Below are 24,023 nucleotides of genomic sequence, written 5' to 3' on the forward strand. Positions count from 1 at the left end.
CAGGCCATTCTAATTTGGTCCGGCCAAAATCGCAAGGTGGACTAGCCGCATTCGATTTATTTATGGCATACTAAAAATGAACCGTTGAATCTCCCAACTCACACAAGCCAACCGACAGGCCAAGAAACATGAACCACCAAGTTCCGCGCACCATCCGCATGCAGGCCAGCGACAACGTCGCCATCGTCGTCAATGACGGCGGCCTGCCCGCAGGCACCGTCTTCCCGGACGGCCTGGTGCTGCTCGAAGGCGTGCCGCAGGGTCACAAGGTGGCGCTATACGACCTGGCCGACGGCGACGCCGTGATCCGCTACGGCGTCACCATCGGCTATGCCGACGGCGCGATCGCGCGCGGCAGCTGGGTCTCCGAGCGCGTGCTGCGCATGCCGGCCGCGCGCTCGCTCGACGACCTGCCGGTCGGCACCCATGCGGTGGACGCCGGCCCGCGCCTGGAAGGCTACACGTTCGAGGGCTATCGTAACAAGGACGGCTCGGTCGGCACCCGCAACATCATGGCCATTACCAGCACCGTGCAGTGCGTGTCCGGCGTGATCGACTACGCGGTGCAGCGCATCAAGACCGAACTGCTGCCGCGTTATCCCAACGTGGAAGACGTGGTCTCGCTCGAACACGTGTACGGCTGCGGCGTGGCGATCGACGCGCCCGGCGCCGACATCCCGATCCGCACCATCCGCAACCTGTCGAAGAACCCGAACTTCGGCGACAGCGTGATGGTGGTCAGCCTCGGTTGCGAGAAGCTGCCGCCCGCGCGGCTGTTCCCGGCCGGCGCCATCCCGATCGGCACCGGCGCGCCGTCGGTGGTGACGCTGCAGGACGGCCAGCACGTCGGCTTCATGTCGATGATCGATTCGCTGATGGCCACCGCCGAAAAGCACCTGCAGGAACTGAATGCACGCAAGCGCGAAACCTGCCCGGCGTCCGACCTGGTGGTGGGCGTGCAGTGCGGCGGCAGCGACGCCTTCTCGGGCGTGACCGCGAATCCGGCGGTGGGCTTTGCCACGGATTTGATCGTGCGCGCCGGCGGCGCCGTGATGTTCTCCGAAGTGACCGAGGTGCGCGACGGCATCGACCAGCTGACCGCGCGCGCCGCCACGCTAGAGGTGGCGCAGGCGATGGTGCGCGAGATGCAGTGGTACGACGATTACCTGGTGCGCGGCGGCGTCGACCGCAGCGCCAACACCACGCCCGGCAACAAGAAGGGCGGGCTGTCGAACATCGTCGAAAAAGCCATGGGCTCGATCGTCAAGTCGGGCAGCACGGCGATTACCGGCGTGCTCTCGCCCGGCGACCGGCTGCAGCAGAAAGGCCTGATCTACGCCGCCACTCCCGCCAGCGACTTCATCTGCGGCACGCTGCAGATGGCGGCCGGGATGAACGTCCACATCTTCACCACCGGGCGCGGCACGCCGTACGGCCTGGCGGCGGTCCCGGTGATCAAGGTGGCCACCCGCACCGAACTGGCGCAGCGCTGGCACGACCTGATGGACCTGGACGCCGGCAGCATCGCCAGCGGCGCCGCCACCATCGAGGACGTCGGCTGGGAGCTGTTCCGCCTGATCCTGGACGTGGCCAGCGGGCGCAAGACATGGGCCGAACACTGGAAGCTGCATAATGCGCTGGCGCTGTTCAATCCCGCGCCAGTGACCTGAACAAGATACAAGAGGAGACCCGAATGACCGAAGCAGCAAAGATCAAACCCTTCAAGCGCATCCTGCTGACCGGCGCCGCCGGTGGCCTGGGCAAGGTGCTGCGCGAGCGCATCAAGCCGTGGGCCGAGGTGGTGCGCCTGTCCGACGTGGCCGAGATGGCGCCGGCGGGCGAGGGCGAAGAGGTGGTCCGGTGCGACCTGGCCGACAAGGAAGCCGTGCTGGCGCTGCTGGACGGCGTGGACGCGGTGCTGCACTTCGGCGGCATCTCGACCGAGAAGCCGTTCGAGCCGATCATGCAGGCCAATATCCTCGGCGTGGCCAACCTGTACGAGGCGCTGCACAAGGCCGGCACCCGGCGCGTGATCTTCGCCAGCTCGAACCACGCGATCGGCTACCACCCGGTGACCACGGTGCTGGACGCCGATTCGCCGACCCGCCCGGACAGCTACTATGGCCTGTCGAAGGTGTTCGGCGAGCAGATCGCGCGCTACTACTTCGACCGCTTCGGCATCGAGACCGTGTGCGTGCGCATCGGCTCGAGCTTCCTGGAGCCGGCCAACAAGCGCATGATGAGCACCTATCTGTCGTACGACGACCTGACCGAACTGCTGCGCTGCGCGCTGTTCGCGCCGCGCGTCGGCCACACCATCGTCTACGGCGTGTCGGACAACGACAGCGTCTGGTGGGACAACCGCCTGGCGTCGCACCTGGGTTACAAGCCGAAGGACAGCTCGTCCAAGTTCGCGCACCTGTTCCCGGACACGTCCGAGTATCCGGCCAAGGATGACGTGACCACGATGTACCAGGGCGGGAAGTTCCTGCTCGACGGTCCGCAATACTGAGCGCATGACCGGGCGGCTGATCGAGCGCATGCGCCTGCGCAACGACAGCCTGCTGGCGGAGGTCGTGCCGCAGGTGGGCGGCGGGTTGGCGCGGCTGGACTGGCTTGGCGGCGCGCAGCCCGAACCGGTGCTGCGCGCGCTGCCTGCCGATGTCGAAGGTATCCCGTTGCCGGGGCAGCTGGCCTGCTTTCCGCTGCTGCCCTGGTCGAACCGCATGGCGCCGTCGGGATTCATGTTCGAGGGCGACCGCCATGTGCCTGCGCCGAACCGTGACGGCGAGCCGTGTCCGATCCACGGCGATGGCTGGCAACAGCCGTGGCAGGTTTCTTCGCGTACCGATACGTCACTGCTGCTCACACTGGCGCGCGCCGATGCCGGGCCGTTTTCCTACCACGCCGGGTTGCGCTACACGCTCGACGGACCCGCGCTGCTGGTCGACCTTGCAGTGACCAACACCGGTGCGGCCGCGCTGCCGTTCGGGATCGGACTGCATCCCTGGATGCCCGATCCTGGCGGCGCAGTGCTGCACGCGGCTGCCGCCAGCGTGTGGATGAGCGGGGCCGACAAGCTGCCCGTGGAACGCGGCGCCGTGCCGTTGCCTTGGCGTTTCGATGTTCCGGCCGCGCTGCCGCCGGATGGCGTCGACCACGTGTTCGAGGGCTGGCCTGGTCGCGCGCGCATCGCCTGGCCGGCGCGTGGCGTCTCTCTCGAGATCGAGGCTGACATGGATTACTTCATTCTGTACGCGCCGCCCGGGCGCGACTTCTTCTGCTTCGAGCCGGTCGACCATCCGATCAATGCGCACAATCTGGCCGGCTATCCCGGCTTGAGCGTGCTGGCGCCTGGCGCCACGCTGCGCCGGCGTTGCGTGTTCCGCGGCGGGCCGGCATGATGCGCCTGCGCCTGCGCCGGGCGTTCGCGCTCGCCGCCATTGCCATCGCCGCGCCGGCGTTGGCCCAAGCGCCGTACAACGCCGAAACCACTTACCGCAAGCTGGAGCGCGACTATCCCTTCATCCGCATCGCCAGCGCCGAAGCGCCGGCGCCGGTGCGCGTGCGCAAGGACCTGGTGTACGTGCGGCGCGGCGAGCTGGCGCTGGCGCTCGACCTGTACCTGCCCGCGCCTGATGCTAAGCCGGCGCCGCTGGTGCTGCTGGTGCATGGCGGCGGCTGGAGCAGCGGGGAGCGGACCAATATGGCGCCGCTGGCCGCGCGTCTTGCCGCACGCGGCTATGCAGCCGCCACCGTCAGCTACCGACTCTCCGGTCAGGCCCGCTATCCGGCGGCGATCGACGACGTCAAGGCGGCGCTGGACTGGCTGCGCGCGCAGGCGCCCGGGTTCGGGCTCGATCCGGCGCGGGTTGCCATCGCCGGAGGCTCGGCCGGCGGCCAGATCGCGGCGCTGGTCGGCATGACCCGCCCGCGCGAGGTGCGCGCGATCGTCAACATCGACGGCCTGTCCGACTTCACTTCCGAAGAGGCGCGGCGCCACGAGGACGATCCGGCCAAGAAGCCGTCGGCGGCCGGGGCCTGGTTCGGCGGGCGCTACGCCGACAACCCGGCGCCGTGGCGCGAAGCATCGCCCCTGACCCACGCCGGCAAGGACAGTCCGCCGGTGCAGTTCATCATCAGTTCCGTGCCGCGTTTCTCGGTCGGACGCGAAGCACTGGCAGCCCGGCTGGGCGCGCACGGTATCGCCACCGACACCGTGGCGCTGGCCGGCGCGCCGCATTCGTTCTGGCTGTTCGATCCGTGGCTGGCGCCGACGGTGGACGCGATGGACCGCTTCCTTGGCCGCATCCTGGGTCAGCCTGCGCCGCGCGCACCGTGGTCGCCCGACCTGGGCGAAGGCCGCTATCGCAACCCGATCCTGCATGCGGATTATTCGGACCCGGACGCGATCCGCGTCGGCGACCGCTACTACATGGTGTCGTCGAGCTTCGCCAACGCGCCCGGCCTGCCGCTGCTGACCTCCAGCGACATGATCAACTGGGAACTGGTCGGCCACGCCGTGCCGCAGCTGGTGCCGACGACCACCTTTGCCACGCCGCAGCACGGCAAGGGCGTCTGGGCCCCGAGCCTGCGCCACCACGACGGCCGCTTCTGGATCTTCTATCCCGATCCCGACCACGGCGTGTACGTCACCACGGCCACCGACTTCCGTGGGCCATGGAGCGCGCCGCACCTGCTGTTGCCGGGGAAGGGCATCATCGACCCGGCGCCGCTGTGGGACGACGACGGCAAGGCCTGGCTGATCCACGCCTGGGCCAAGAGCCGCGCCGGCTTCAACAACGTGCTGACGCTGCGGCGCATGGCGCCCGACGGCCGCAGCCTGCTGGACGGAGAGGGCCAGGTCGTCATCGACGGCAACCGCCTGCCGGGTTACCGCACGCTGGAAGGCCCGAAGCTGTACAAGCGCAACGGCTGGTACTACGTGTTCGCACCAAGCGGCGGCGTCGAGCACGGATGGCAATCGGTGTTCCGTTCGCGCCGCATCGAAGGCCCGTACGAAGACCGCATCGTGATGGAGCAGGGCGCGACCGGCATCAACGGCCCGCACCAGGGCGCCTGGGTCACGACGGCGCAGGGCAACGACTGGTTCTTCCACTTCCAGGACCGGCGCGCCTACGGCCGTGTGGTCCACCTGCAGCCGCTGCGCTGGATCGACGACTGGCCGCTGATCGGCGAGCCGTCCGCCAAGCCGGGCGTCGGCCAGCCGGTGCTGGAGCATGCCAAGCCGGTGCCGGGTGATTTTGCGCGGCGCGAACCGCTCATCGGCGACGAGTTCGATGGACCAGCGCTGGGACCGCAGTGGCAGTGGGCGGCCAATCCGCAGCCTGGCTGGCATGCGCTGGATGCACGTAGTGGTCATCTGCGTCTGTTCGCCCAGCCGGCGATGCCGGTGCGCGCGCTGCCATCGGTGCTGACCCAGAAGTTTCCTGGTCCGGCCTTCGGCGTCACGGCGCGGGTAGAACTGCGCGCACAGCGCGACGGCGACCAGGTCGGCCTTGGCATCATGGGACTGGCCAGCGACTGGTTCGGCGTGCGGCGCGTCGATGGCCAGCCACGCATCGTGTCGGTGCGCTGCAAGCAGGATGGCGCCTGTGCCGAGATCCTGGGCGCGTCGCTACCCGGCTACGCGGCCACGCTACGCACGCACGTCACCCACGGCGCGCGTGTCGCTTTCTCGTACAGTACCGACGGCGTAAGCTTCACGACGGTCGGCGAGCCGTTCGATGCCGCCATGGGCCGCTGGGTCGGCGCCCAGGTCGGCCTGTTCGCCACCGGTGCGCAGGGCGCCTGGGCCGACGTCGATGACGTGCGCATCACTCCCTGAACCGAAAAACCGGATTTGCATGGCTGTGATAAGGTCGGTCTACGAATCTTATCGTCTATGCAATCTGGTTTGAAAGGGGAAGCATGAACCGTTTTAACGAAAAAACCGTCCTGGTCACCGGCGCCGCTTCCGGCATTGGCCTGGCAGCCGCGCGCCGATTCCTGGACGAAGGCGCCCGTGTCGTGATGCTCGACATCGACGAAGCGAAGCTGAAGGAAGCAACCGCACAACTGCCGCAGGACCGCATCGTGGTGCAGGTCGGCGACACCGCCGACAAGGCCACCGCTGCCGCCGCCGTCAAGGCCGCCGTCGACAAGTTCGGCGGGCTGCACATCCTGGTCAACAACGCCGGCGTCGCCACTGAAGGCGACATCACCAAGACGAGCGAAGAAGACTTCGACCGCGTCATGTCGGTCAATGTGGCCGGCTATTACCACATGGCCAAGGCGGCGATGCCGGAACTGGTGAAAGCGCGCGGCTCGATCGTCATGACCTCGTCCGTGTCGGGCCTCGGGGGCGACTGGAACATGTTCGCCTATAACACCTCGAAAGGCGCGGTCAGCAACATGGTGCGCGCGATGGCGATGGATGCGGAGAAGGATGGCGTGCGCGTAAACGCCGTCAATCCGAGCTTCACCAAAACCGGCATGACCGAGGACATGGTGAGCGATCCCGAACTGGTTGCCAAGTTCAAGGAACGCATGCCGCTTGGCGCGCCGGAGGATGCGGAGGGCGTGGCGGCGGCGATGGCATTCCTGGCGAGCGAGGATGCGCGCCTGATCACCGGCGTCAACCTGCCGGTCGATGCCGGGCTGATGGCGTCGAATGGGCAGCCGCCGCAGTAAGGCTTGCCCAGTCGTTAGCTGCTCGTAACGGCCCTCCGTGAAAACGGTCTGGCGCGTTACGAGTGCTGCGGGTTACGGACGCCAGGGATATATTGCATGCCTGGCGCATCATCCGGGCGTTTGGAGAAGCCGTTCTTCACGTAGAAGTCCGCTTTGCCCTTTGCGCAGAAAAGTTGAATGTCCGTGATGCCCGATGCGTGGCACTGTTCAACAAGCAGCTTCAATAACTGCTCTCCCAGCCGGCGGCGTTGGTATGCCGGGTCCACGATCATTTCGGTAATAAATGCATGTAGCTTGCCATCCGAAATTGCGCGCGCAAATCCAATCAACCTGTCGTCATCGTAGGCCGCAACCAAAGCCCACGAACCGCGCAACGCGTCGGCATAAAATCCAACATCTCGCTCGACCGGCCCCCAATTTGTCGTGTCGTAGAGACGCTTGAAGGACTGGGCGGCAGGTGCCTCCGTCGAAAAGATAATTTCCATTTGTCGACAATTATTGCTGAGGAAAAGTCACTTATTCTGAACGCTAAGTTCAACTTCAGCAACTTCCCTATCGCAAATAGCGGTGTCAGATCCGACAAGTCGACACGGACTGAGCAGAAGTTCGAATACGGCAAGAATATGAAGGCGGGATTTAATGATCAGTTCGCGTCCATTTGTCGGACCTGACACCAGCTTGGAAATTGCTAGCGCGATGGATAGGTTTGACGCGTTATTGCTTGCCGGCCCCCGCGCCGGCACGTACGTGGGCCGGAACGGCTGCAGCAGGTAGCGGCGTGAATGCGTAGGGCACGTTCCAGGACGGTGCCTGATTCGCACCGCAGGGCGCAAGAGGCGCGCCGTTGAGCAGCGAACCCTGGTCGCTGAAGCTCCCGGCATCCGCACCGCTCGCGAACGATTTCACGGCGTCGGTGCAGGTGCGTGCGCCGGCGATCTCGAACGCATTGGCATGCGACAGGATCCGCGCCAGTTTGGCCACGCCGACACTGTAGCCGTGGCGGTAGGTTGGATGCTTGCGATCGCCTACATGGTAATTGTTGAACAGGTGGACCTGGCCGAAGCGCACCCGCGGCGCACGGCTGGCGACGTATTCGAACAGGTTGTGACTGATGGTGATGCGCAGGTGGCCGGCGTCGCCTTCGGCCTTGTCGCTGGCGCCGATCAGCATGTTCTTGGCGTGCAGCGCGAAGTGGTTGTACGAGACGGTCACGTAGTCGCTCGCGTCGCGGATGTCGAGTGCGCCGTCGTGGCATTGGCGGGTCTTGCCGTTCTCGGTCGGCAGCTTGTCGTCGGTGAGCGGGGCGTCGGTGAAGCTGTTGTGGTCGACCCAGACGTGGCGCGCGGCGACGATCGAGATGGCATCGAACTCCGCGTTCCAGCCGCCATCGCCGTCTTCCGGATCCCACTTCGGCGCGACGTCGCAGGGATTGCGCAGGTTGAGGTTGCGGATGATGACTTGCTCGACCTTGGCCACGTGCAGATGCGCGTTGACGAAGCCGGACTGCGCGCCCAGTCCGACCAGCGTGGTGCGCCACGGCAGCACGACACGCCCACGGCGCGACTGGTCGGCATGGTCGACAAACGTCCGGCCTTCGCTCATGTCGATCACGCCCGAGACCTGCACGATGCGGCTGCCCTCGACCGATTTGTCGAGCGCCTTGCGCAGCTGCGCGGCATCGCTCACGGTGAAGACGTTGGCGACAGGCGCATCGGCGCCACCACGGGTGCCGCCGGCCTGCGCCGCCCAGCCGTCGGCCGGCGCTACCTGGCGTGCCAGCGGGGACGATGAAGGCGATGGCGCGACGTTCGCGCAACCGGCGACGGCAGCGCACAGGATAACGGTCGATAGGATGTGCTTCATAAGACTCCGGCCGTCGCGCACGGGCCAAGGCGCGCGACTCAGATGAACAAGAAAAAACGGGATGGAAGGCGAAGCCAATCCATCCCGCACCCGGTACGACTACCGCACTCAGAACGTGTAGTCGGCACGCACCGTGAAGGCGCGTCCGATCGGCTTGGCGATATTCTGCGCAAACACGACGCGCGACGACAGGCGCTGGTTCGAGAGCGGCGGATCGTGGTCGAACAGATTATTGACGCCGACGCCGAGCTTGAACTTCGGCGTCACCTTGTAGGTTGTCGACAGGTTGTACACGCGGTACGGCGCGATCACGTTGTAGAACGGCTGGCCGGGTTGCTGGGTCGGCAGGGCATTGGTGTCCTCGTAGGTCGACGAATACTGCTGCGTCAACTGGGCGAAGAACGGGCCGTAGCTCCAGTTGACGCGCGCCGTGTGCTTCCACTTGAAGATGTAGGTGTTGGCCGAGGTGGAGCCGGTGGCCAGCGCGCCGATGCGGCCGACGCTGTCCACCCACGGGCTGCCTTCGTCGTTCTGGCCTTCGTACTTGTCCGTGTAGGTGCCGTCGAGCGCGAAGCCGAAGCGGCCCCAGTTCCTGGTCGAGACCATGTAGTTCAGGCTCAGGTCGATGCCCTGGGTCTTCAGGCCGCCCATGTTCAGGCGCGTCTTGGTGATGTACTGCAGCGTGCCGTCGGCGTTACGCACGAACAGGTCCTGATAGCGATCGAGGTTGTCGAAGATCGAGTCTTCGTTGATCTGGGCGATCGTCTTCTTCATGTCGATCTTCCAGAAGTCGATCGTGGCCACGAAGTTCTTCACCGGCTCGATCACGAAGCCGACCGTATAGGTCTTCGACTTTTCCGGCTCCAGGTCCGGATTGGCGCCCACCAGCGTGGTCAGGCGCGTATTGCAGACGCGTTCCGGATCCAGTCCCAGGCCGGCGTAACGCGGGTCGGTGGTCAGGGTGCCGGAGCCGGCCACGTTCGGCGTCGCGCTCGGGCACAGCAGCGGATCATCCCAGCTCGACGTCGACGGGGTCAAGGTGCGCGGAGTGCCGTACAGTTCCGGCAGGGTCGGTGCGCGGAAGCCCGTGCTGACCGTGCCGCGCACCATCAGCGCCTTGAATGGCCGGTAGCGGAAGCTGGCCTTCGGGTTGAAGGTCGAGCCGAAGTCGCTGAAATGGTCGCCGCGCACCGCGAAGTTCAGGTTCAGGTCTTTCGTCACCGGCGCGTCGAGTTCGGCGTACAGGCCGGACACGCGGCGCTGGCCGCTCGGGTTGTTGCCGGGCGAGCCGGACACCCGCCACACCACCTCGTCGCCGATCATGGTCGCGTTTTCCTCGAAGGTCTCGCGGTGCCAGTCGCCGCCGACCGCGATGCCGAGCGCGCCGCCCGGCAGGTCCATCAGCGTGCGACTGAGGTTGAAGTCGGCGCCGTAGTAGCGCACGTCGGCTTCGCGGAAGTTCTGGCCGTCGGCCGAGATGCTGGCCAGGTAGTCGCGGCCGGCCTGGTCCTGGGCGCCGAACGGGTTCAGGATGCCCTTGGCCACGCCCTCGTACACAGCCGGGGTGCGCACGAAGTTCTCCTTGAAGCCGCTGTCGCGGTGGCTGTAGCCGTAGGAAGCGCCGACGCGGTAGTCCCAGCCCTTGACCTGGCCTTCGTCGGCCACCACCAGGCGGTGGTTGGTCTGCACGTCGTGCAGCTTGGCGGCGCCCAGTTCGTCCAGCATCCAGGTCAGCGCCAGGTCTTCGCCATTCAGACCGGCCACCGCCGGCACGCCGCCGCTGCCACCCGGATACCAGGGGCTGGCCTTGGTGATCATCAGCGGGCGGCGCGAGGCGGTCAGGCGGTCGTAGTCGGTGTTGGCGCCGAACGGCTGCGGCGGGCTGATGGCGTCGATGTAGGAGCGCGATAGGTTCAGTTCCACGGTCAGCATCTTGCCTTCGCCGTGCGCCAGGCTGGCCTTGGTGAACAGCGTCACCTGCTGGTTCTCGGGCAGCAGCTGCGGATAGATGCCGGGGTCGAGGATACAGGTGTTGGCGCCGTTGGCGTTGGTGCGGGTCGACGGCACCGTGGTCTGCGGCAGGCCCGGGGCTACGCAGCCGGACGCGAAGTACGGGTTGCCGGTGATGCCGGCCGGGCGGCCGTTGCGGTAGATGGTGAAGTTGGCGGGCGAGGCCGAACCGCCCGAAGTGTTCGAGGTGAACGGGGTGCCGCCGAGCGAGGCCAGCTTGTCGGCGTCCCAGATCTGCGGCCGGTCGCGCTGCAGCAGCGATTCGCGGCGCTGGGCGCTGAAGGCGGTGTACACGTTCCAGCCGTCGGTCGCCAGGTCGCCCTTGCCGGCGACGATGGTCACGCGTTTCTGGTCGCCGCCGCCGGATTGCTCCGGCTGCACGGTGCTGGCATGCAGGGTCACGTCCTGCACCGAGCGCCTGGTGATGAAGTTGACCACACCGGCGATGGCGTCGGTGCCGTACAGGGCCGAGGCGCCGTCGCGCAGCACTTCCACGCGCTCGATGGCGGCCATCGGGATCACGTCGACGTTGACCGAGCTCGCGCCCAGCGCTTCGTTGGCCAGGCGGCGGCCGTTGAGCAGCACCAGCGTGCGGTTGGTGTTCAGGCCGCGCATATTGATCATGGTGCCGCCACCGCCGCCGCCCACCGGTTCGTTGGTGGCGGCCACCGTCAGCGCCACCGCGACCTCGGACATCGTGGTCAGGCCCTGGTTGGTGAGTTCCTCGGCTTTATATGTGGTCAGGGGCAGGGCGTTCTCGGTCGCCAGGCGCTTGATCGAGGAGCCGGTGACTTCGACGCGCTGGGTCGACGTGTCCTGGTTCTGTGCCGACGCTTGCTGCGCCAGCATCATGGCGGCGACTGCGATGGTGGTGAGGATAAGGCGCGGCCTGGCCGCGGTCCGGTGGTTGGTCATTGCATGTCTCCAGCTGTAATCATCAGATGCGTCCGGATGTGCCTCCGGATCGCGCATGGTCGCCTGCGGGCGCAATGCAAGCGCGGACGGCGCCAGGCCCCGCGATTGATTGGTATGAAAACAATTGTAAACTGGTCCGACCGCTTAATCAATCTGGACGAGCCAGATTATTTTGGTCTATCCGGACGTGTGGCGAATCGGCGAACTATGGCAGCTGCATTGACGAGCCGCGACGTCAGTGGCAGAGGAGGGGAGGCGCGGGATCGGCCGGTCTGCGCCGGCCGAGTGGGTGTGGATGAACGCGAACGTTGCGCGAATGCGGCGCGGATCAGCCGCGCGAGAAGGTGCGCGTGACGCGGTCCAGGTGGGCGCGCATGGCGGTGCGCGCGCCGGCCACGTCGTGCGAAGCGATGGCGGCGAAGATGGCGCGGTGGTCGATCAGCGTCTGCTGGCGCAGTTCTTCGGTCTGGAAGTGTTCCTTCAGCTTGTGCCACAGCGAGCCGCGCTGGCTCCACAGGTATTCGATCACGCCGACCATCGCGCTGTTGCCGGTGGCGCGCGCGATCGCCAGGTGGAAGTTGCGGTCGGCCGACTCGTTGCCGCTGCGGTCTTCGTGGTGCTGCTCCATCTGTTCGACCGCCACCAGGATAGCGTCGATCGCCGAATCGCTGGCGTGCCTGGCGGCCATCGCCGCCATCTCGACCTCGATCAGGCGGCGCGCCGCCAGCACCTCGAACGGACCCGGGCCGGCGGTCGGAACGTCGGCCTGCGGCGCGACCTGCTCGCTGACGTAGACGCCCGAACCGCCGCGCACCTCGACCTTGCCGCTCAGTTCCAGGGCGATCAGCGCTTCGCGCAGCGAGGTGCGGCTCACGCCCAGCTTGGCGGCCAGTTCGCGCTCGGCCGGCAGGCGCTCGCCGGCGCGGATGTTCTCGGCGCGGATCAGGTCTTCGATCCTGGCCGCCACGACCCGGTATAGCCGCGGCTCGTTGGTGCTTGGTTCATTGGGCGCTGGGGTCTTCTTCATTGATCGGTTCGTCCTGGAATATTGGCAGCCGCTGCCAAAACTAGCGAATCTTAGTTTGCCACGGTTAATGTTGCAAGTGGGCTAAGTAAATAGTTGGGCTGCATGGCGCAGCGTACTACGGCTGGGGATTCCATGCCCGGCCGGCAAACACAGCGGCGCGGTTCGACAGGCGCGCCGCCGCCTGCTGGTCGAGGACGAAGCCGCCGTAGCTGCGCGCCTGGCCGTCCGGGCCGCGGTTGCCGTACTCGCGCCAGCCACCGTGCAACGGATTGGGCAGCGGACGACGCAGCCAGCCATCGGCGGCGATGTGCGGGCCGACCGTGCACTCGATGAAGGCCACGTTGTCCCAGGTGTTGGCGGTGCCGGGCGAGCGCGCCAGGTAGGCGCTGCCGTCGAGCGGCAGGTTGCCGGCCGGGCCGGCGCCGCGGGTCAGGCGCGAGCGCAGGAACACGAAGCCCGGCTGGTCGGGGCCCACGGTGCGCGCCTGCACGATGTAGCCGCCGCTGTCGGGGCGCGCGCTATCGCCGATGCTGCGGATCACGCTGTCCTCGAACAGGGCGGCGCGGTTGTTCCCCCAGATGAAGTCGACATTGCCTTCCACCAGCGATTTATGGAACCAGCTGTAGCCGGTCAACTGCAGCGTGTCCTGCTCGCTCAGGAAGTGGGCGTTGCGTACCGCCAGGCGCCCGTCCGGACTGCTGAAGTACAGCGTTTCGGCCTGCGCCGAGTGGCCGTCGCTGCGCAGCGTGCTGTTGTGGAGAAGGATGTCGCGGATCTCGAGCAGGTCGCTGTCCTGGGCCAGGAACAGCGAGCGTCCGCCCAGCAGTCCTGGCACGCCTGCTTCCTGCCCGGTGCCGGAGCCGGGATTGAGCGTGTCGCTGTTGGCGGCGCGGATGATGGTCGCTTCGCGGCTGGCGCCGCGTAGCGTGACGTTGTCCTTGTCGCGCAGGTACAGCAATTCGGGGTAGACGCCGTCGCGCACGTTGATCGTGATCGCGCTGGCGCGCGGCAGCGACATGGCGTGGTCGAGCGCGCCCTGCACGGTGCGGAAGTGGGCGCGGCCCTCGCCGTCGACCGTGATGCTGTCGCCGACCGGACGATGCGGCGTGGTGCGGAAGGTCCAGCGCGCGCCCTGGAACGCCGCCCCGCGCACCAGGCGCGCCTCGGCCACGGCTTCGTAGTCGGTGTCGTAGTCGAGCGCCTGCGGCAGGCGCACGCGCAGTTCATTGCCGGCGAGGCGGATCGGATGCTGGCGCACCAGGCGCCGGCGCGGCGCGGGGCCGAGCGCGGTGACGGCGTCGCCCGCGCGCACGATCGCGACCAGCTTGCCGTCGCGCTTACGCAGCACGCGCACGCTGCCTTCGCCGCTGAGCGTCGCGCCGTCGGGCAGCGTCAGGCGCAGCGGGGTGTCGGGCGGCACCCCGCGCTCGCCGGCGGCCGGGCGCATCGCGATGCTGCCGGAGGCCGATCGCGGCATCGCGAACGGCGCGCCGACCACGACTGCGAAACGGGTCTCGGCCCACGGATCGCTCGCGCTGCGCACGGTGACCGACGTGCTGCCGATGGCGCGCGGCGTCACCTGCACGGCGCCGTCCTTGACCTCGACCGTCGCGATGCGCGGATCGGCGCCGACGGCGCTGAAGTCCGATGCGCCGCCGATGGCAACGCTGTCGGCCGGATCGCCGGCCTGCAGCGCGAGGCGCCCGCCGGCCACCTGCGCGGTGAGGCGCGCCGGCGCAGTTCCGGCGGGACTGCTGCGCAAGTCGAGCAGGGTGTGTACGCCCGCGTCCCAGTCGAGCGGTTGCTCGGCCGGCAGCGGCGTGGCGAGCGCATTGGTGACGCGCTCGCCGTTCACCAGCGCCTGCAGCTGGCCGTTGTCGGCGGCGAAGCCGAATACCAGCGGCCCGGAGCCCGGCGGGATCGTGCGTTTTACCTGTTTCAGACGCTCGACGGCGCCGCCACGCGCGGCAAGCAGTTCGACCTGCAGCGTGTCGCCACCATCGACCAGCTGCAGGCTGACGCCTTGCCAGTCGCCGTTGGCCTGGCGCCGCGCGCGCAGCACAAACGGCGCGCCGGCGGCCGGCGTCAGGCGCGCTTCGGCGAGGCCGCCGGCGGCGGCGCTCGCGGGACGCGGGCCGGCATTGGCGCGCACGTGCTGCGCCACTGCCTGCGCCGGCAGCGCCGCAAACGCGTAGGGAACGCGCCAGCCGGCGTCGCCGCCGAACGGGCAGCCCGACAACGGTTGGCCGTTGAGGATCGAGCCGCGGTCGGCGAACAGGCCGGGGCTGGACGCCGGGTCGCGCACGATCTGGGCGCAGCCGCTCGCTCCCGCCACTTCGAAGGCGTTGGCGTCTGAGATCAGGCGCGAGGCGTGCGCCACGCCGATGCTGTAGCCGTGGCGATAGACGGCGCGCCCGCGGTCGCCCACGTAGTAATTGTTGAGCAGGTGGACCTGGCCATAGCGCACGCGCGGGGAACGTTCGGCGACGTCCTCGAACAGATTGCCCTTGAGCGTGATGCGCAAACGTCCCTGGTCGCCGGTAAAACGGTCGCCGGCGCCGATCAGCATGTTCTTCTCGTGCTGGGCGAAGTGGTTGTAGGTGACGCTGACCAGGTCCGAGCCCTGGGTGATGTCGAGCGCGCCGTCGTGGCATTGCTTCATCTTGCCGTTGACGATTGGCGCGCGGTCGTCGGTCTCGGGCGCGTCGGTGAAGCTGTTATGGTCGATCCAGACGTGGCGCGCGTCGCGCACGGTGATGCCGTCGAATTCGGAGTTCCAGTTGCCCTTGGCGCCGTCCTTCGGATCCCATTGCGGGCCGACGTCGCACGGGTTGCGGATCGCAAGGTGACGCACGATCACCTGTTCGACGCCTGCCACCATCAGGCTGGCGTTGGCGAAGCCGGCGCCCGGCGCCACGCCGAGCAGGGTGGTGTTGGACGGGATGCGCACCACGCCGCGCCGGGCCTGGTCGGCGCTGTCGGCGAACGGACGTCCTTCGCTCATGTCGATGGTCGCCGCCACGCGCACGATGCGCGCCGGCGCGGTCGCCGCCAGCGCATTCACCAGCTGCGCGCGGTCGCGCACCGTGTACACGTGGGCGGCGGCGGCCATTGCGCCGCCACGGGTGCCGCCTTCCTGCGCGGCCCAGCCATCGGCCGGCGCGTGCTGGCGCTCGGTGACGGCGGCGGGGGCGGCGACCGGTTCGGTGGCCGGGTTGGCGATGGCTAGGGCGAGCGCCGCAGCGGCGGCGTTCATTGTGCACCCCGCGCGGCGGTCAGTTCGGTCGCGAAGGCAGGTTTCAGTCCCGGCACCTGGCGCACCAGCTCGCGCGCCATGATGTCGGCGAAGCGCTCGGCGCCGGCCGGTCCGACGTGGGTGTAATCGAAGTTGGCGCCGACCCGGGCCAGCTGGTCCGCCTCCTTTTCCCCCATGGCCTGGACCGCGGCCAGGGACAGGGCGTTCAGGTCGACCAGCGGCGCCTTGGTGACGGCGGCGATGCGGCGCACCGTGCCGGCCCATGGCGCCAGGTCGTTGTGCACGTAGCCGGCCTTGAAGCTGCGGCGGGTCAGCGGCGTCACCAGCACCGGCACCGCGCCCAGGGCGCGCGCCTCCTCGACATAGCGCGTCATATTGGCCGGGAACTCGGTCGCGAAGTCGGTTGAGCGTCCCGGTTTGCCCGGCTGGTCGTTGTGGCCGAACTGGATCAGCACATAGGTGCGGCGGTAGCCGGCGCCGTCGCGCAGCAGGCGCGTCACCTCGTCCCAGCGTCCCTCGGCGCGAAAGCTGCCCGAGCTGCGTCCGCCGCGCGCCAGGTTCAGGCAGGCGGTTTCCGGCGTGAGCCTGGCGCACAGCGCGTCGCCGTAGCCGGTGGTGCTGGCCATGGTCGAATCGCCGACCAGGATCACGCGATCGTGGGACGCCGGCGCCGCCCAGGCCTGAGCAGCAAACAAGAAGGGCAGCACGGGCAGCAGGGAGCGAGGGCGGGCGAACGGCATGGAGTCTCCTGGATTTTTTATGTTCGCTGATTCTAGTTTGGTTGGGCCAATTGCGCAACGTGGCCTAACCAGCATGTTCCATGCATGAGTACAGGTAAATGAGATGTCCTACAACTAGCGATATCGGCAACTATTCATTCGCGTATAATCGCGCCCATCCTGTCATTTTACGTAGACGAACCATGAATCTTCCCCAGCGCAAGCACCGCAGCCTCGCCCAGGGCGTGGTCGAGCAGATCAGCGGCACCATCCGCCAGGGGACCCTGAAGCCGGGCGACAAGCTGCCGACCGAGTCGTCCCTGATGAGCCAGCACGGGGTCAGCCGCACCGTGGTGCGCGAGGCGATCTCGCACCTGCAGGCGGCCGGCCTGGTGCAGACCCGGCACGGCATCGGCACCTTTGTGATCGAGCGCGCCCAGCCCAACCTCGGGCTCGAAGCCGAGAACATCCTGACCCTGCGCGACGTGCTGTCGATCCTCGAACTGCGCATCGGCATCGAGACCGAGACCGCCGGCCTGGCGGCCAGCCGCCGCAGCGAAGACCAGGTCGACGAGCTGGCCGCGGCGCTGGCCGAGATGCAGCAGGCGATGGCTGAGGGCAGGTCGGCGGTGGAAGCGGACAAGCGCTTCCACCTGTTGATCGCGCAAGGCACCGGCAACCGTTATTTCGTCGAGATGCTCGAGCGGCTCGGCAACGCCATCATCCCGCGCGCGCGACTGAACACGCCGGTACTGGAACAGTCGGTGCGGGCCGAAGACAAGCCGGCCGATTTCCTCGAGCGCGTCAGCCGCGAGCACGACGACATCTTCCGCGCCATCGAGCGGCGCGACCCGGAAGCGGCGCGCGCGGCAATGCGCACCCACCTGTCCAACAGCCGCGAACGCCTGCTGCAGGCGCAGCGCCGCCTGGAGAGCAAGCTCAACTAAAAATTCGTTTTTTTGCTTGCGGTCCAACCAATTGGGTTGTACGATGACTTACAACCTGACGCCATGACGTCAGATCAGTCCAACAACACAGACCCTTGGAGACCCCGCAATGCAACCAAACGAACTCAAGCAAGTCCTGTCGCACGGCCTGCTGTCCTTCCCGATCACCGACTTCGACGCCCAGGGCGACTTCGACCCGCGCGGCTACGCGGCGCGTCTGGAATGGCTTGCGCCGTTCGGCGCGACCGCGCTGTTCGCGGCCGGCGGCACCGGCGAATACTTCTCGCTGCATGGCGAAGAGTACGGCCAGATCATCAAGACCGCGGTCGACACCTGCGCCGGCAAGGTGCCGATCCTGGCCGGTTGCGGCGGCCCGACCCGCACCGCGATCGCCCACGCGCAGGAAGCCGAGCGCCAGGGCGCCAAGGGCCTGCTGCTGCTGCCGCACTACCTGACCGAAGCCAGCCAGGACGGCCTGATCGCCCACGTCGAAGCGGTGTGCCGCTCCGTGAGAATCGGCGTGGTGGTCTACAACCGCGCCAACTGCCGCCTGACCCCGGACTCGCTGGCCAAGCTGGCCGACCGCTGCCCGAACCTGATCGGCTTCAAGGACGGTAATGGCGACATCGAACTGATGGTCTCGATCTGGCGCAAGATGGGCGACCGCTTCAGCTACCTGGGTGGCCTGCCGACCGCCGAAGTGTATGCCGGCGCCTACAAGGCACTGGGCACCCCGGTGTACTCGTCGGCAGTGTTCAACTTCGTGCCGCAGATGGCGATGGACTTCTACCACGCCACTGCCGCCGGCGATACCGACACCACGAATCGCCTGATCGACGAGTTCTTCCTGCCGTACCTGGAGATCCGCAACCGCAAGGCCGGCTACGCGGTCAGCATCATCAAGGCCGGCGCGCGTCTGGTCGGCCATGGCGCCGGTCCCGTGCGTCCACCGCTCACCGACCTGACGGCCGAAGAAGACGCGATGCTGCTGGCACTGCTGCAAAAGAACGGAGTGCTGTGATCATGTCGATCCTCGGTGAAATGATCATCGGCCGCGCGTGCCTGCGCGGCAGCGCCGGCCAGGCCTTCGGCTACAACCCGGCCACCCGCGCCGACCTGGAACCGGCCTTCGGCCAAGCCAGCGGCGACGACGTCGAGCGCGCCTGCGCGCTGGCGCAGCAAGCGTTCGACCCGTACCGCGCGCTGCCGCTCGAACGCCGCGCCCGGTTTCTGGAAGCGATCGCCGAACAGATCCTGGCCGTCGGCCCGCAGCTGATCGAGCGCGCGATGCAGGAGAGCGGCCTGCCGCAGGCGCGCCTGGAGGGTGAGCGGATGCGCACCGTGAACCAGCTGCGCCTGTTCGCGAAGGTAGTCCGCGATGGCTACTTTATCGATGCGACGGTCGACAGCGCGCTGCCGGACCGCGCGCCGCCGCGTCCCGACCTGCGCCTGCGCAAGATCGGCCTCGGCCCGGTCGCCGTGTTCGGCGCCAGTAACTTCCCGCTGGCGTTCTCGGTGGCCGGCGGCGACACCGCGTCAAGCCTGGCCGCTGGCTGCCCGGTGGTGGTGAAAGCCCACGGCGCCCACCCGGGCACTTCGGAGCTGGTCGGCCGAGCCGTGCAGCGCGCCGCCATCGAGTGCGACATGCCGGAAGGCGTGTTCTCGATGCTGTTCGGCGACGGCCGCACCGTCGGCCAGCAGCTGGTGGGCCATCCGGCGATCAAGGCGGTCGGCTTCACCGGTTCGCGCCAGGGCGGCACCGCGCTGATGCGCACCGCCGCCGCGCGCAGCGAGCCGATTCCCGTGTATGCCGAGATGAGCAGCGTGAACCCGATGTTCCTCTTGCCGTCGGCGCTGCAGGCCGGCGGGGCCACGCTGGCGCAGGGCTTCGTCGATTCGCTCACGCTCGGCGTCGGCCAGTTCTGCACCAACCCGGGCCTGGTGTTCGCGCTAGCCGGCAGCGACCTGGATGCGTTTGTATCCGCCGCCGCCGAAGCGCTGGCCGCGAAGGCCGCCGGCACCATGCTCACCGCCGGCATCCACGAAGCCTACAACAGCGGCATCGCCAGGTTCGGCGCGCTCGACGGCCTGCAGCTGGCGGCCCAGGGCGGCGAGCAAGGGCAGGGCTGCGCCGCGCGCGCCGCGCTGTACGTGTGCGACGCCGATGCCTACCTGGGCAACCCGGCGCTGGAAGACGAAGTGTTCGGCCCGGCCGCGGTGCTGGTGCGCTTCACGGACGAAGAGCAGCTGCTGCGCGCCGCCGAAGCGCTGCACGGCCAGCTCACCGCCACCGTCCATGCGGGGGAAAGCGACCATGCGCTGGCGGCCAGGCTGCTGCCGGTCCTGGAGCGCAAGGCGGGCAGGGTGCTGTTCAACGGCTTCCCGACCGGCGTCGAGGTCTCGCATGCGATGGTGCACGGCGGCCCGTTCCCGGCCACCAGCGACAGCCGCACCACGTCGGTCGGCGCCAGCGCGATCGACCGCTTCCTGCGTCCGGTGTGCTACCAGAACATCCCGGCCAGCCTGTTGCCGCAAGAGCTGAGCGACGACAACCCGCTCGGCCTGGCGCGCCTGCTGGACGGGACATTGAAAGTCGGAGGGGCAGCGTAACGCAGTAGCTTCGATTGCAGCACCAGCCGGGGGAGACACCGGCTGCATCACACTTGAAAAGAACTGATCACCATGAATCAGCAAGTCATCACCCTCGCACCGCCACAAACGGTGGTGGGCAAGTATCGCTGGACGATCTGCGCCCTGCTGTTCTTCGCCACCACTATCAACTACCTCGACCGCCAGGTGCTTAGCCTGCTGGCGCCGGTCCTGACCGAGGAATTCGGCTGGTCGAATACCGACTACGCCAACATCACCGCCACCTTCCAGTTCGTGTACGCGATCTCGATGCTGTTCGCCGGCCGCGTGATCGACCGCATGGGCACCAAGCGCGCGTACGTGCTCGCGATCGTGGTCTGGTCGCTCGGCGCCATTGGCCACGCCTACGCGATCGCCATCGGCGAAGCGGTCAATACCGTGTTCACGGCGGTCGGCCTGGCCGTGGTGCCGGTCTCGATCGCCGGCTTCATGATCGGGCGCGCGGTGCTGGCGATCGGCGAGGCGGGCAACTTCCCGGCCGCGATCAAGGCCACCGCCGAATACTTCCCCAAGCGCGAGCGCTCGTTCGCCACCGGCATCTTCAACTCGGGCGCCAACGTCGGCGCGATCCTGGCGCCGCTGTCGGTGCCGGTGATCGCCGAGTTCTGGGGCTGGCAGGCGGCCTTCATCGTGGTCGGCGCGGTGGGCTTCTTCTGGATGGGACTGTGGATCTGGCTGTACGACGCGCCGGAGCGCCAGCCCCGCCTGAGCCGCGACGAGCTGGCGTACATCAACAGCGACGCCGCGACGCCGGCCGGCGCCTGCGAGGTGGCGCAGCGCTCGTCGTGGTTCAAGCTGCTCGGCTGCCGCCAGACCTGGGCCTTCGCCTTCGGCAAGTTCATGACCGACGGCGTGTGGTGGTTCTTCCTGTTCTGGCTGCCAAAGTACATGTCGGCCCACTACGGCCTGTCCGGCACCGAAATGATCGTGCCGCTGGCGGTGTTGTACAGCATGACAATGGTGGGCAGCATCGGCGGCGGCTGGCTGCCGACGTACTTCCTCAATCGCGGCGCCGACATCTACCAGGGCCGCATGCGGGCGATGCTGATCATCGCCCTGTGCCCGCTGGTGGTGCTGCTGGCGCAGCCGCTCGGCTACCTCGGCTTCTGGTTGCCGGTGATCCTGATCGGCATTGGCGCCTCGGCGCACCAGGCCTGGTCGGCCAACCTGTTCACCACCGTCTCCGACATGTTCCCGAAACACAGCGTCGGTTCGGTGGTCGGCATCGGCGGCATGGCCGGCGGCCTGGGTGGCGTGCTGCTCACCAAGCTCGGTGGCTGGCTGTTCGACCACTACGGCGCGCTGGGCCAGCTGCAGACCGGGTATATGATCATGTTCTCGATCTGCGCCCTGGCCTATATGGTGGCGTGGCTGGTGATGAAGGCGCTGGTGCCGCGTCACAGCGAGATCACTCACCTGTAAGGACAGCGATGGAGATGCAACGAATCGCCGGCGTGCACTGCGCCACCGGCGAATGCCCGATCTGGCACGCGGGCGAACAAAGCTGGTACTGGGTCGACATTCCGGCGCGCCGCATCTGGCGCATGGCGCATGCCGACGGTGCGCTACGTCGCTGGCAGGCCGACGAGATGGTGGCCTGCATTGCAGCGGCGGCTGGTGGTGGACTGGTGGCGGGGATGGAGACCGGCATCTACCACCTCGACCTGAACGACGATGGCGGCGTCGCGGCGCAGCGCCTTGCCGCGCCGCCGCCGCACGAGTTGGGCGAAGGGATGCGCTTCAACGATGGGCGCTGCGACCGTCAGGGGCGGTTCTGGAGCGGCACCATGTTCATGGACATGGGCGCCGCGCGCGAGGTCGGCGGGCTGTATCGCTACAGCCGTGACGGCGGCCTGCATGGGCCGGTGGTCACGCGGCTGCTGACCCAGAACGGCCTGGCATTCTCGCCCGACGGTCGCACCATGTACCTGTCCGATTCGCATCCACGGCGGCGCGTGGTGTGGGCCTACGATTACGACATCGAGGCCGGGCTGCCGTCGCGCGAGCGCGTGTTCCTCGACCTGGCGCAGCAGAAAGGGCGGCCCGATGGCGCGGCGGTGGATGCCGATGGCTGCTACTGGACCTGCGCCAACGACGGCGGGCTGCTGCAGCGCTTCACGCCGCAAGGAGCGCTTGATCGCGAGATCGCGCTGCCGATGGCGAAACCGTCGATGTGCGCGTTCGGCGGGCCGGATCTGCAGACGCTGCTGGTGACGTCGATCGATCCGGCCGGAGCCGGTGGCTCCGAGGGTGACGCCGGGGCCGTGCTGTTGCTGCGGCCCGGCGTGCAGGGGATTGCCGAGACGCCGTTCGGCGCCTGAGGTCAGCCGTCCAGCCCGAGGCGCGCGGCCTGTTTGCGCAGGAAAGCGATGTGTCCTTCGCGTGTGGCCGGGCCGTCGTAGGGCAGGATGGTCCAGCGCTCGGATGCCGCCATGCTCTCGTTCGGCGCCAGGCGCAGGTAGGGCGCGTGCACTTCCATCTCGAGCAGGCCTTGGTCCGGCGTCGCCGGATCGGCGTCCAGGTACAGCTCGACCTGGCCCTGTTCCGGATGGATCGCGGCGCGTGGCTGGTGCGCGAACTGCACGATGAAGGCCTGGCCGCCGTGGAAGCCGGCCATCCACCCGGCGGACGGCTGGGCGAACAGCTTGCCCTTGCGCGCCGCCTGGCCACGCTGCGGCAGGTCGAGCGACAGCACGCCGTCTTGCAGTTTGTACGGCAGCGCGGCGGCCGGTTCGATGCGCACGTCTTCCTTTGCGGCGACCGGCACGTAGACCATGGTGTCGGGCCGGACGCGAGTGTTGAACCACAGGTCCCAGGCGACCTCGGTGGCGCGGCGGTTGGTGGCGTCGGCCTGCAGTTCCAGCGTGTTCGGCTGGCCCTCGACCAGGGAGTAGCGCTTGCGCAGGGCGATGCCGTTGACCGGACTGGCGGGGCTATCCAGTTCGATCTGGCGGTCGCTGTGCGATGTGATCGTATACCTGGCGAGGCTCAGGTAGGGATCGGGCGGCCATGGCGCTTTCGCGGCGGCGCGGGCCGGATTCACGCTCTGGTGCTGCCACCACTGGCTTTGTGGACCGATCCAGACTTCGTGGCCGAGGTAGCCGATGTTGTTCGTGGTCGCGTCGACCGGAGCGTGCGGATCGCCCGCCGTTTCCTTCACCAGCAAGAAGTTCGGTTTCCCGACCAGGCCGAAGGACAGCAGCCGTCCGCCAATCGCTTCGGTAACCGAGGCGCGGATCGTGCCATTGTCGAGATGATGGACCGGGAGCCGGGCGTAGGCGCCGTTGGTCGCCAGAGCAATAGCGATGCCCAGCGCCGGGGCGACGTAGCGGAAGATGGACATCGGAACCTCTGTTCAAGAACGATGCCGCCCAGTGTAATGCAGCAGCCGGGCCGTGAATACGATGATCCGGCCGCAAAAACGCGCACGCCGTTCCCACTTGCGCGGGAACGGCGTGCTCACGGTGCCGATTGATGCGGACAGCGAATTACTTCGAAGCGTCCTGCATTTTTTCGCCGGCGCGTTCCACGCTACGGCCAGCCGCAGCGGTTGCGTCGCTGGCGGCAGCCTTCGCGTCCTGGGCGGCTTCTTTCGATTCCTGCTTGATTTCCTGGCCGGCAGCGTCGATGCGCGCGCCGGCACGGTCGGCAGCGGCTTCGGCGCGGTCGCCGGCAGCTTCGATCTTGGCGCCGGCGGTGTCGGCAGCGGCTTCCATCTTGTCGCCGGCGCGTTCGGCGGCGGCGTCGGCAGCCTGCACGGCTTCGCGCGATTCGGTCGCCACGGCGGCGCCCGCGTCGTCAACGGCCTTGCCTGCTTCTTGTGCAGGGCCCATGCCATCGTTCTTGTTGCACCCGGTAACCAGCACTGCCACTGCCAGCATGATGCCCGAGATAGTCGTCGTTTTCATGGTGTACTCCTTTAGTCAATGTTGTAATTTAGCTTA

At 67.7% G+C, this 24,023-nt stretch carries 18 protein-coding genes; 10 read left to right on the forward strand and 8 right to left on the reverse strand.

Translation table 11 applies throughout. The features are described from left to right. The first annotated feature begins 128 nt into the window (after positions 1–128). The 5 genes from garD to QPK27_RS20145 all read left to right on the forward strand — a co-directional run bounded on the left by garD (position 129) and on the right by QPK27_RS20145 (position 6,693). Positions 129–1,670 (forward strand): galactarate dehydratase, encoded by a 1,542-nt coding sequence (garD, locus tag QPK27_RS20125; RefSeq protein ID WP_290419956.1) that lies wholly within the window; start codon positions 129–131, stop codon positions 1,668–1,670. Positions 1,671–1,693: 23 nt separating this feature from the next. Continuing rightward, the gene (locus tag QPK27_RS20130; protein WP_290419957.1) at positions 1,694–2,512 is read left to right on the forward strand and encodes an NAD(P)-dependent oxidoreductase; all 819 of its coding nucleotides are present in this window, start codon (positions 1,694–1,696) and stop codon (positions 2,510–2,512) included. Between the two features lie 4 nt (positions 2,513–2,516). Continuing rightward, a complete protein-coding gene (locus tag QPK27_RS20135) occupies positions 2,517–3,404 on the forward strand; it encodes an aldose 1-epimerase (protein ID WP_290419958.1) in 888 nt (295 codons plus the stop codon). After that, entirely contained in the window at positions 3,401–5,848 is a 2,448-nt protein-coding gene (locus QPK27_RS20140; RefSeq protein ID WP_290419959.1) for a family 43 glycosylhydrolase, read from the forward strand. The genes QPK27_RS20135 and QPK27_RS20140 overlap by 4 nt, the downstream gene beginning before the upstream one ends. Before the next feature lie 83 nt (positions 5,849–5,931). Then, positions 5,932–6,693: an SDR family NAD(P)-dependent oxidoreductase gene (locus tag QPK27_RS20145; protein WP_290419960.1), complete on the forward strand. Its 762-nt coding sequence runs from the start codon at positions 5,932–5,934 to the stop codon at positions 6,691–6,693. Positions 6,694–6,749: 56 nt separating this feature from the next. On the opposite strand, the gene QPK27_RS20150 is transcribed toward QPK27_RS20145, so the two are convergent. The 6 genes from QPK27_RS20150 to QPK27_RS20175 all read right to left on the reverse strand — a co-directional run bounded on the left by QPK27_RS20150 (position 6,750) and on the right by QPK27_RS20175 (position 16,504). Then, entirely contained in the window at positions 6,750–7,178 is a 429-nt protein-coding gene (locus QPK27_RS20150; protein ID WP_290419961.1) for a GNAT family N-acetyltransferase, read from the reverse strand. A gap of 229 nt (positions 7,179–7,407) precedes the next feature. After that, entirely contained in the window at positions 7,408–8,556 is a 1,149-nt protein-coding gene (locus tag QPK27_RS20155) for a polysaccharide lyase family 1 protein (RefSeq protein WP_290419962.1), read from the reverse strand. Between the two features lie 108 nt (positions 8,557–8,664). Further along, a complete protein-coding gene (locus tag QPK27_RS20160) occupies positions 8,665–11,481 on the reverse strand; it encodes a TonB-dependent siderophore receptor (protein WP_290419963.1) in 2,817 nt (938 codons plus the stop codon). Positions 11,482–11,809: 328 nt separating this feature from the next. Continuing rightward, positions 11,810–12,508, reverse strand: coding sequence for a FadR/GntR family transcriptional regulator (locus tag QPK27_RS20165; protein WP_290419964.1), 699 nt, complete (start codon positions 12,506–12,508; stop codon positions 11,810–11,812). A 115-nt stretch (positions 12,509–12,623) separates the two neighbouring features. Next, complete coding sequence (locus QPK27_RS20170; RefSeq protein WP_290419965.1) at positions 12,624–15,764, reverse strand: pectinesterase family protein; 3,141 nt, start codon at positions 15,762–15,764, stop codon at positions 12,624–12,626. Continuing rightward, entirely contained in the window at positions 15,761–16,504 is a 744-nt protein-coding gene (locus tag QPK27_RS20175) for a rhamnogalacturonan acetylesterase (protein WP_290419966.1), read from the reverse strand. The genes QPK27_RS20170 and QPK27_RS20175 overlap by 4 nt, the downstream gene beginning before the upstream one ends. Positions 16,505–16,686: 182 nt before the next feature. Between QPK27_RS20175 and QPK27_RS20180 the strand changes: the two genes are divergently transcribed. The 5 genes from QPK27_RS20180 to QPK27_RS20200 all read left to right on the forward strand — a co-directional run bounded on the left by QPK27_RS20180 (position 16,687) and on the right by QPK27_RS20200 (position 22,400). Continuing rightward, complete coding sequence (locus QPK27_RS20180; protein ID WP_290419967.1) at positions 16,687–17,430, forward strand: FadR/GntR family transcriptional regulator; 744 nt, start codon at positions 16,687–16,689, stop codon at positions 17,428–17,430. A 109-nt stretch (positions 17,431–17,539) separates the two neighbouring features. Beyond that, positions 17,540–18,451 carry a 5-dehydro-4-deoxyglucarate dehydratase gene (kdgD, locus tag QPK27_RS20185; protein WP_290419968.1) on the forward strand — a complete coding sequence of 304 codons (912 nt, stop codon included), beginning with the start codon at positions 17,540–17,542 and terminating at the stop codon, positions 18,449–18,451. Positions 18,452–18,453: 2 nt separating this feature from the next. Then, positions 18,454–20,040, forward strand: a complete 1,587-nt coding sequence (locus QPK27_RS20190; protein WP_290419969.1) for an aldehyde dehydrogenase (NADP(+)) — start codon at positions 18,454–18,456, stop codon at positions 20,038–20,040. Between the two features lie 72 nt (positions 20,041–20,112). After that, positions 20,113–21,501: an MFS transporter gene (locus QPK27_RS20195; RefSeq protein WP_290419970.1), complete on the forward strand. Its 1,389-nt coding sequence runs from the start codon at positions 20,113–20,115 to the stop codon at positions 21,499–21,501. A gap of 14 nt (positions 21,502–21,515) precedes the next feature. Next, on the forward strand, positions 21,516–22,400 hold the full coding sequence (locus tag QPK27_RS20200; RefSeq protein WP_290419991.1) for an SMP-30/gluconolactonase/LRE family protein: 885 nt from the start codon (positions 21,516–21,518) through the stop codon (positions 22,398–22,400). A gap of 2 nt (positions 22,401–22,402) precedes the next feature. Here the strand turns inward: QPK27_RS20200 and QPK27_RS20205 are convergent, their stop codons facing one another. Next, positions 22,403–23,422, reverse strand: a complete 1,020-nt coding sequence (locus QPK27_RS20205; protein WP_290419971.1) for a DUF4380 domain-containing protein — start codon at positions 23,420–23,422, stop codon at positions 22,403–22,405. A gap of 145 nt (positions 23,423–23,567) precedes the next feature. Continuing rightward, positions 23,568–23,987: a hypothetical protein gene (locus QPK27_RS20210; RefSeq protein WP_290419972.1), complete on the reverse strand. Its 420-nt coding sequence runs from the start codon at positions 23,985–23,987 to the stop codon at positions 23,568–23,570. Positions 23,988–24,023 lie beyond the last annotated feature (36 nt).

The organism is Massilia sp. YIM B02443 (genome assembly GCF_030411955.1).
Taxonomy (GTDB): Bacteria; Pseudomonadota; Gammaproteobacteria; order Burkholderiales; family Burkholderiaceae_D; genus Telluria.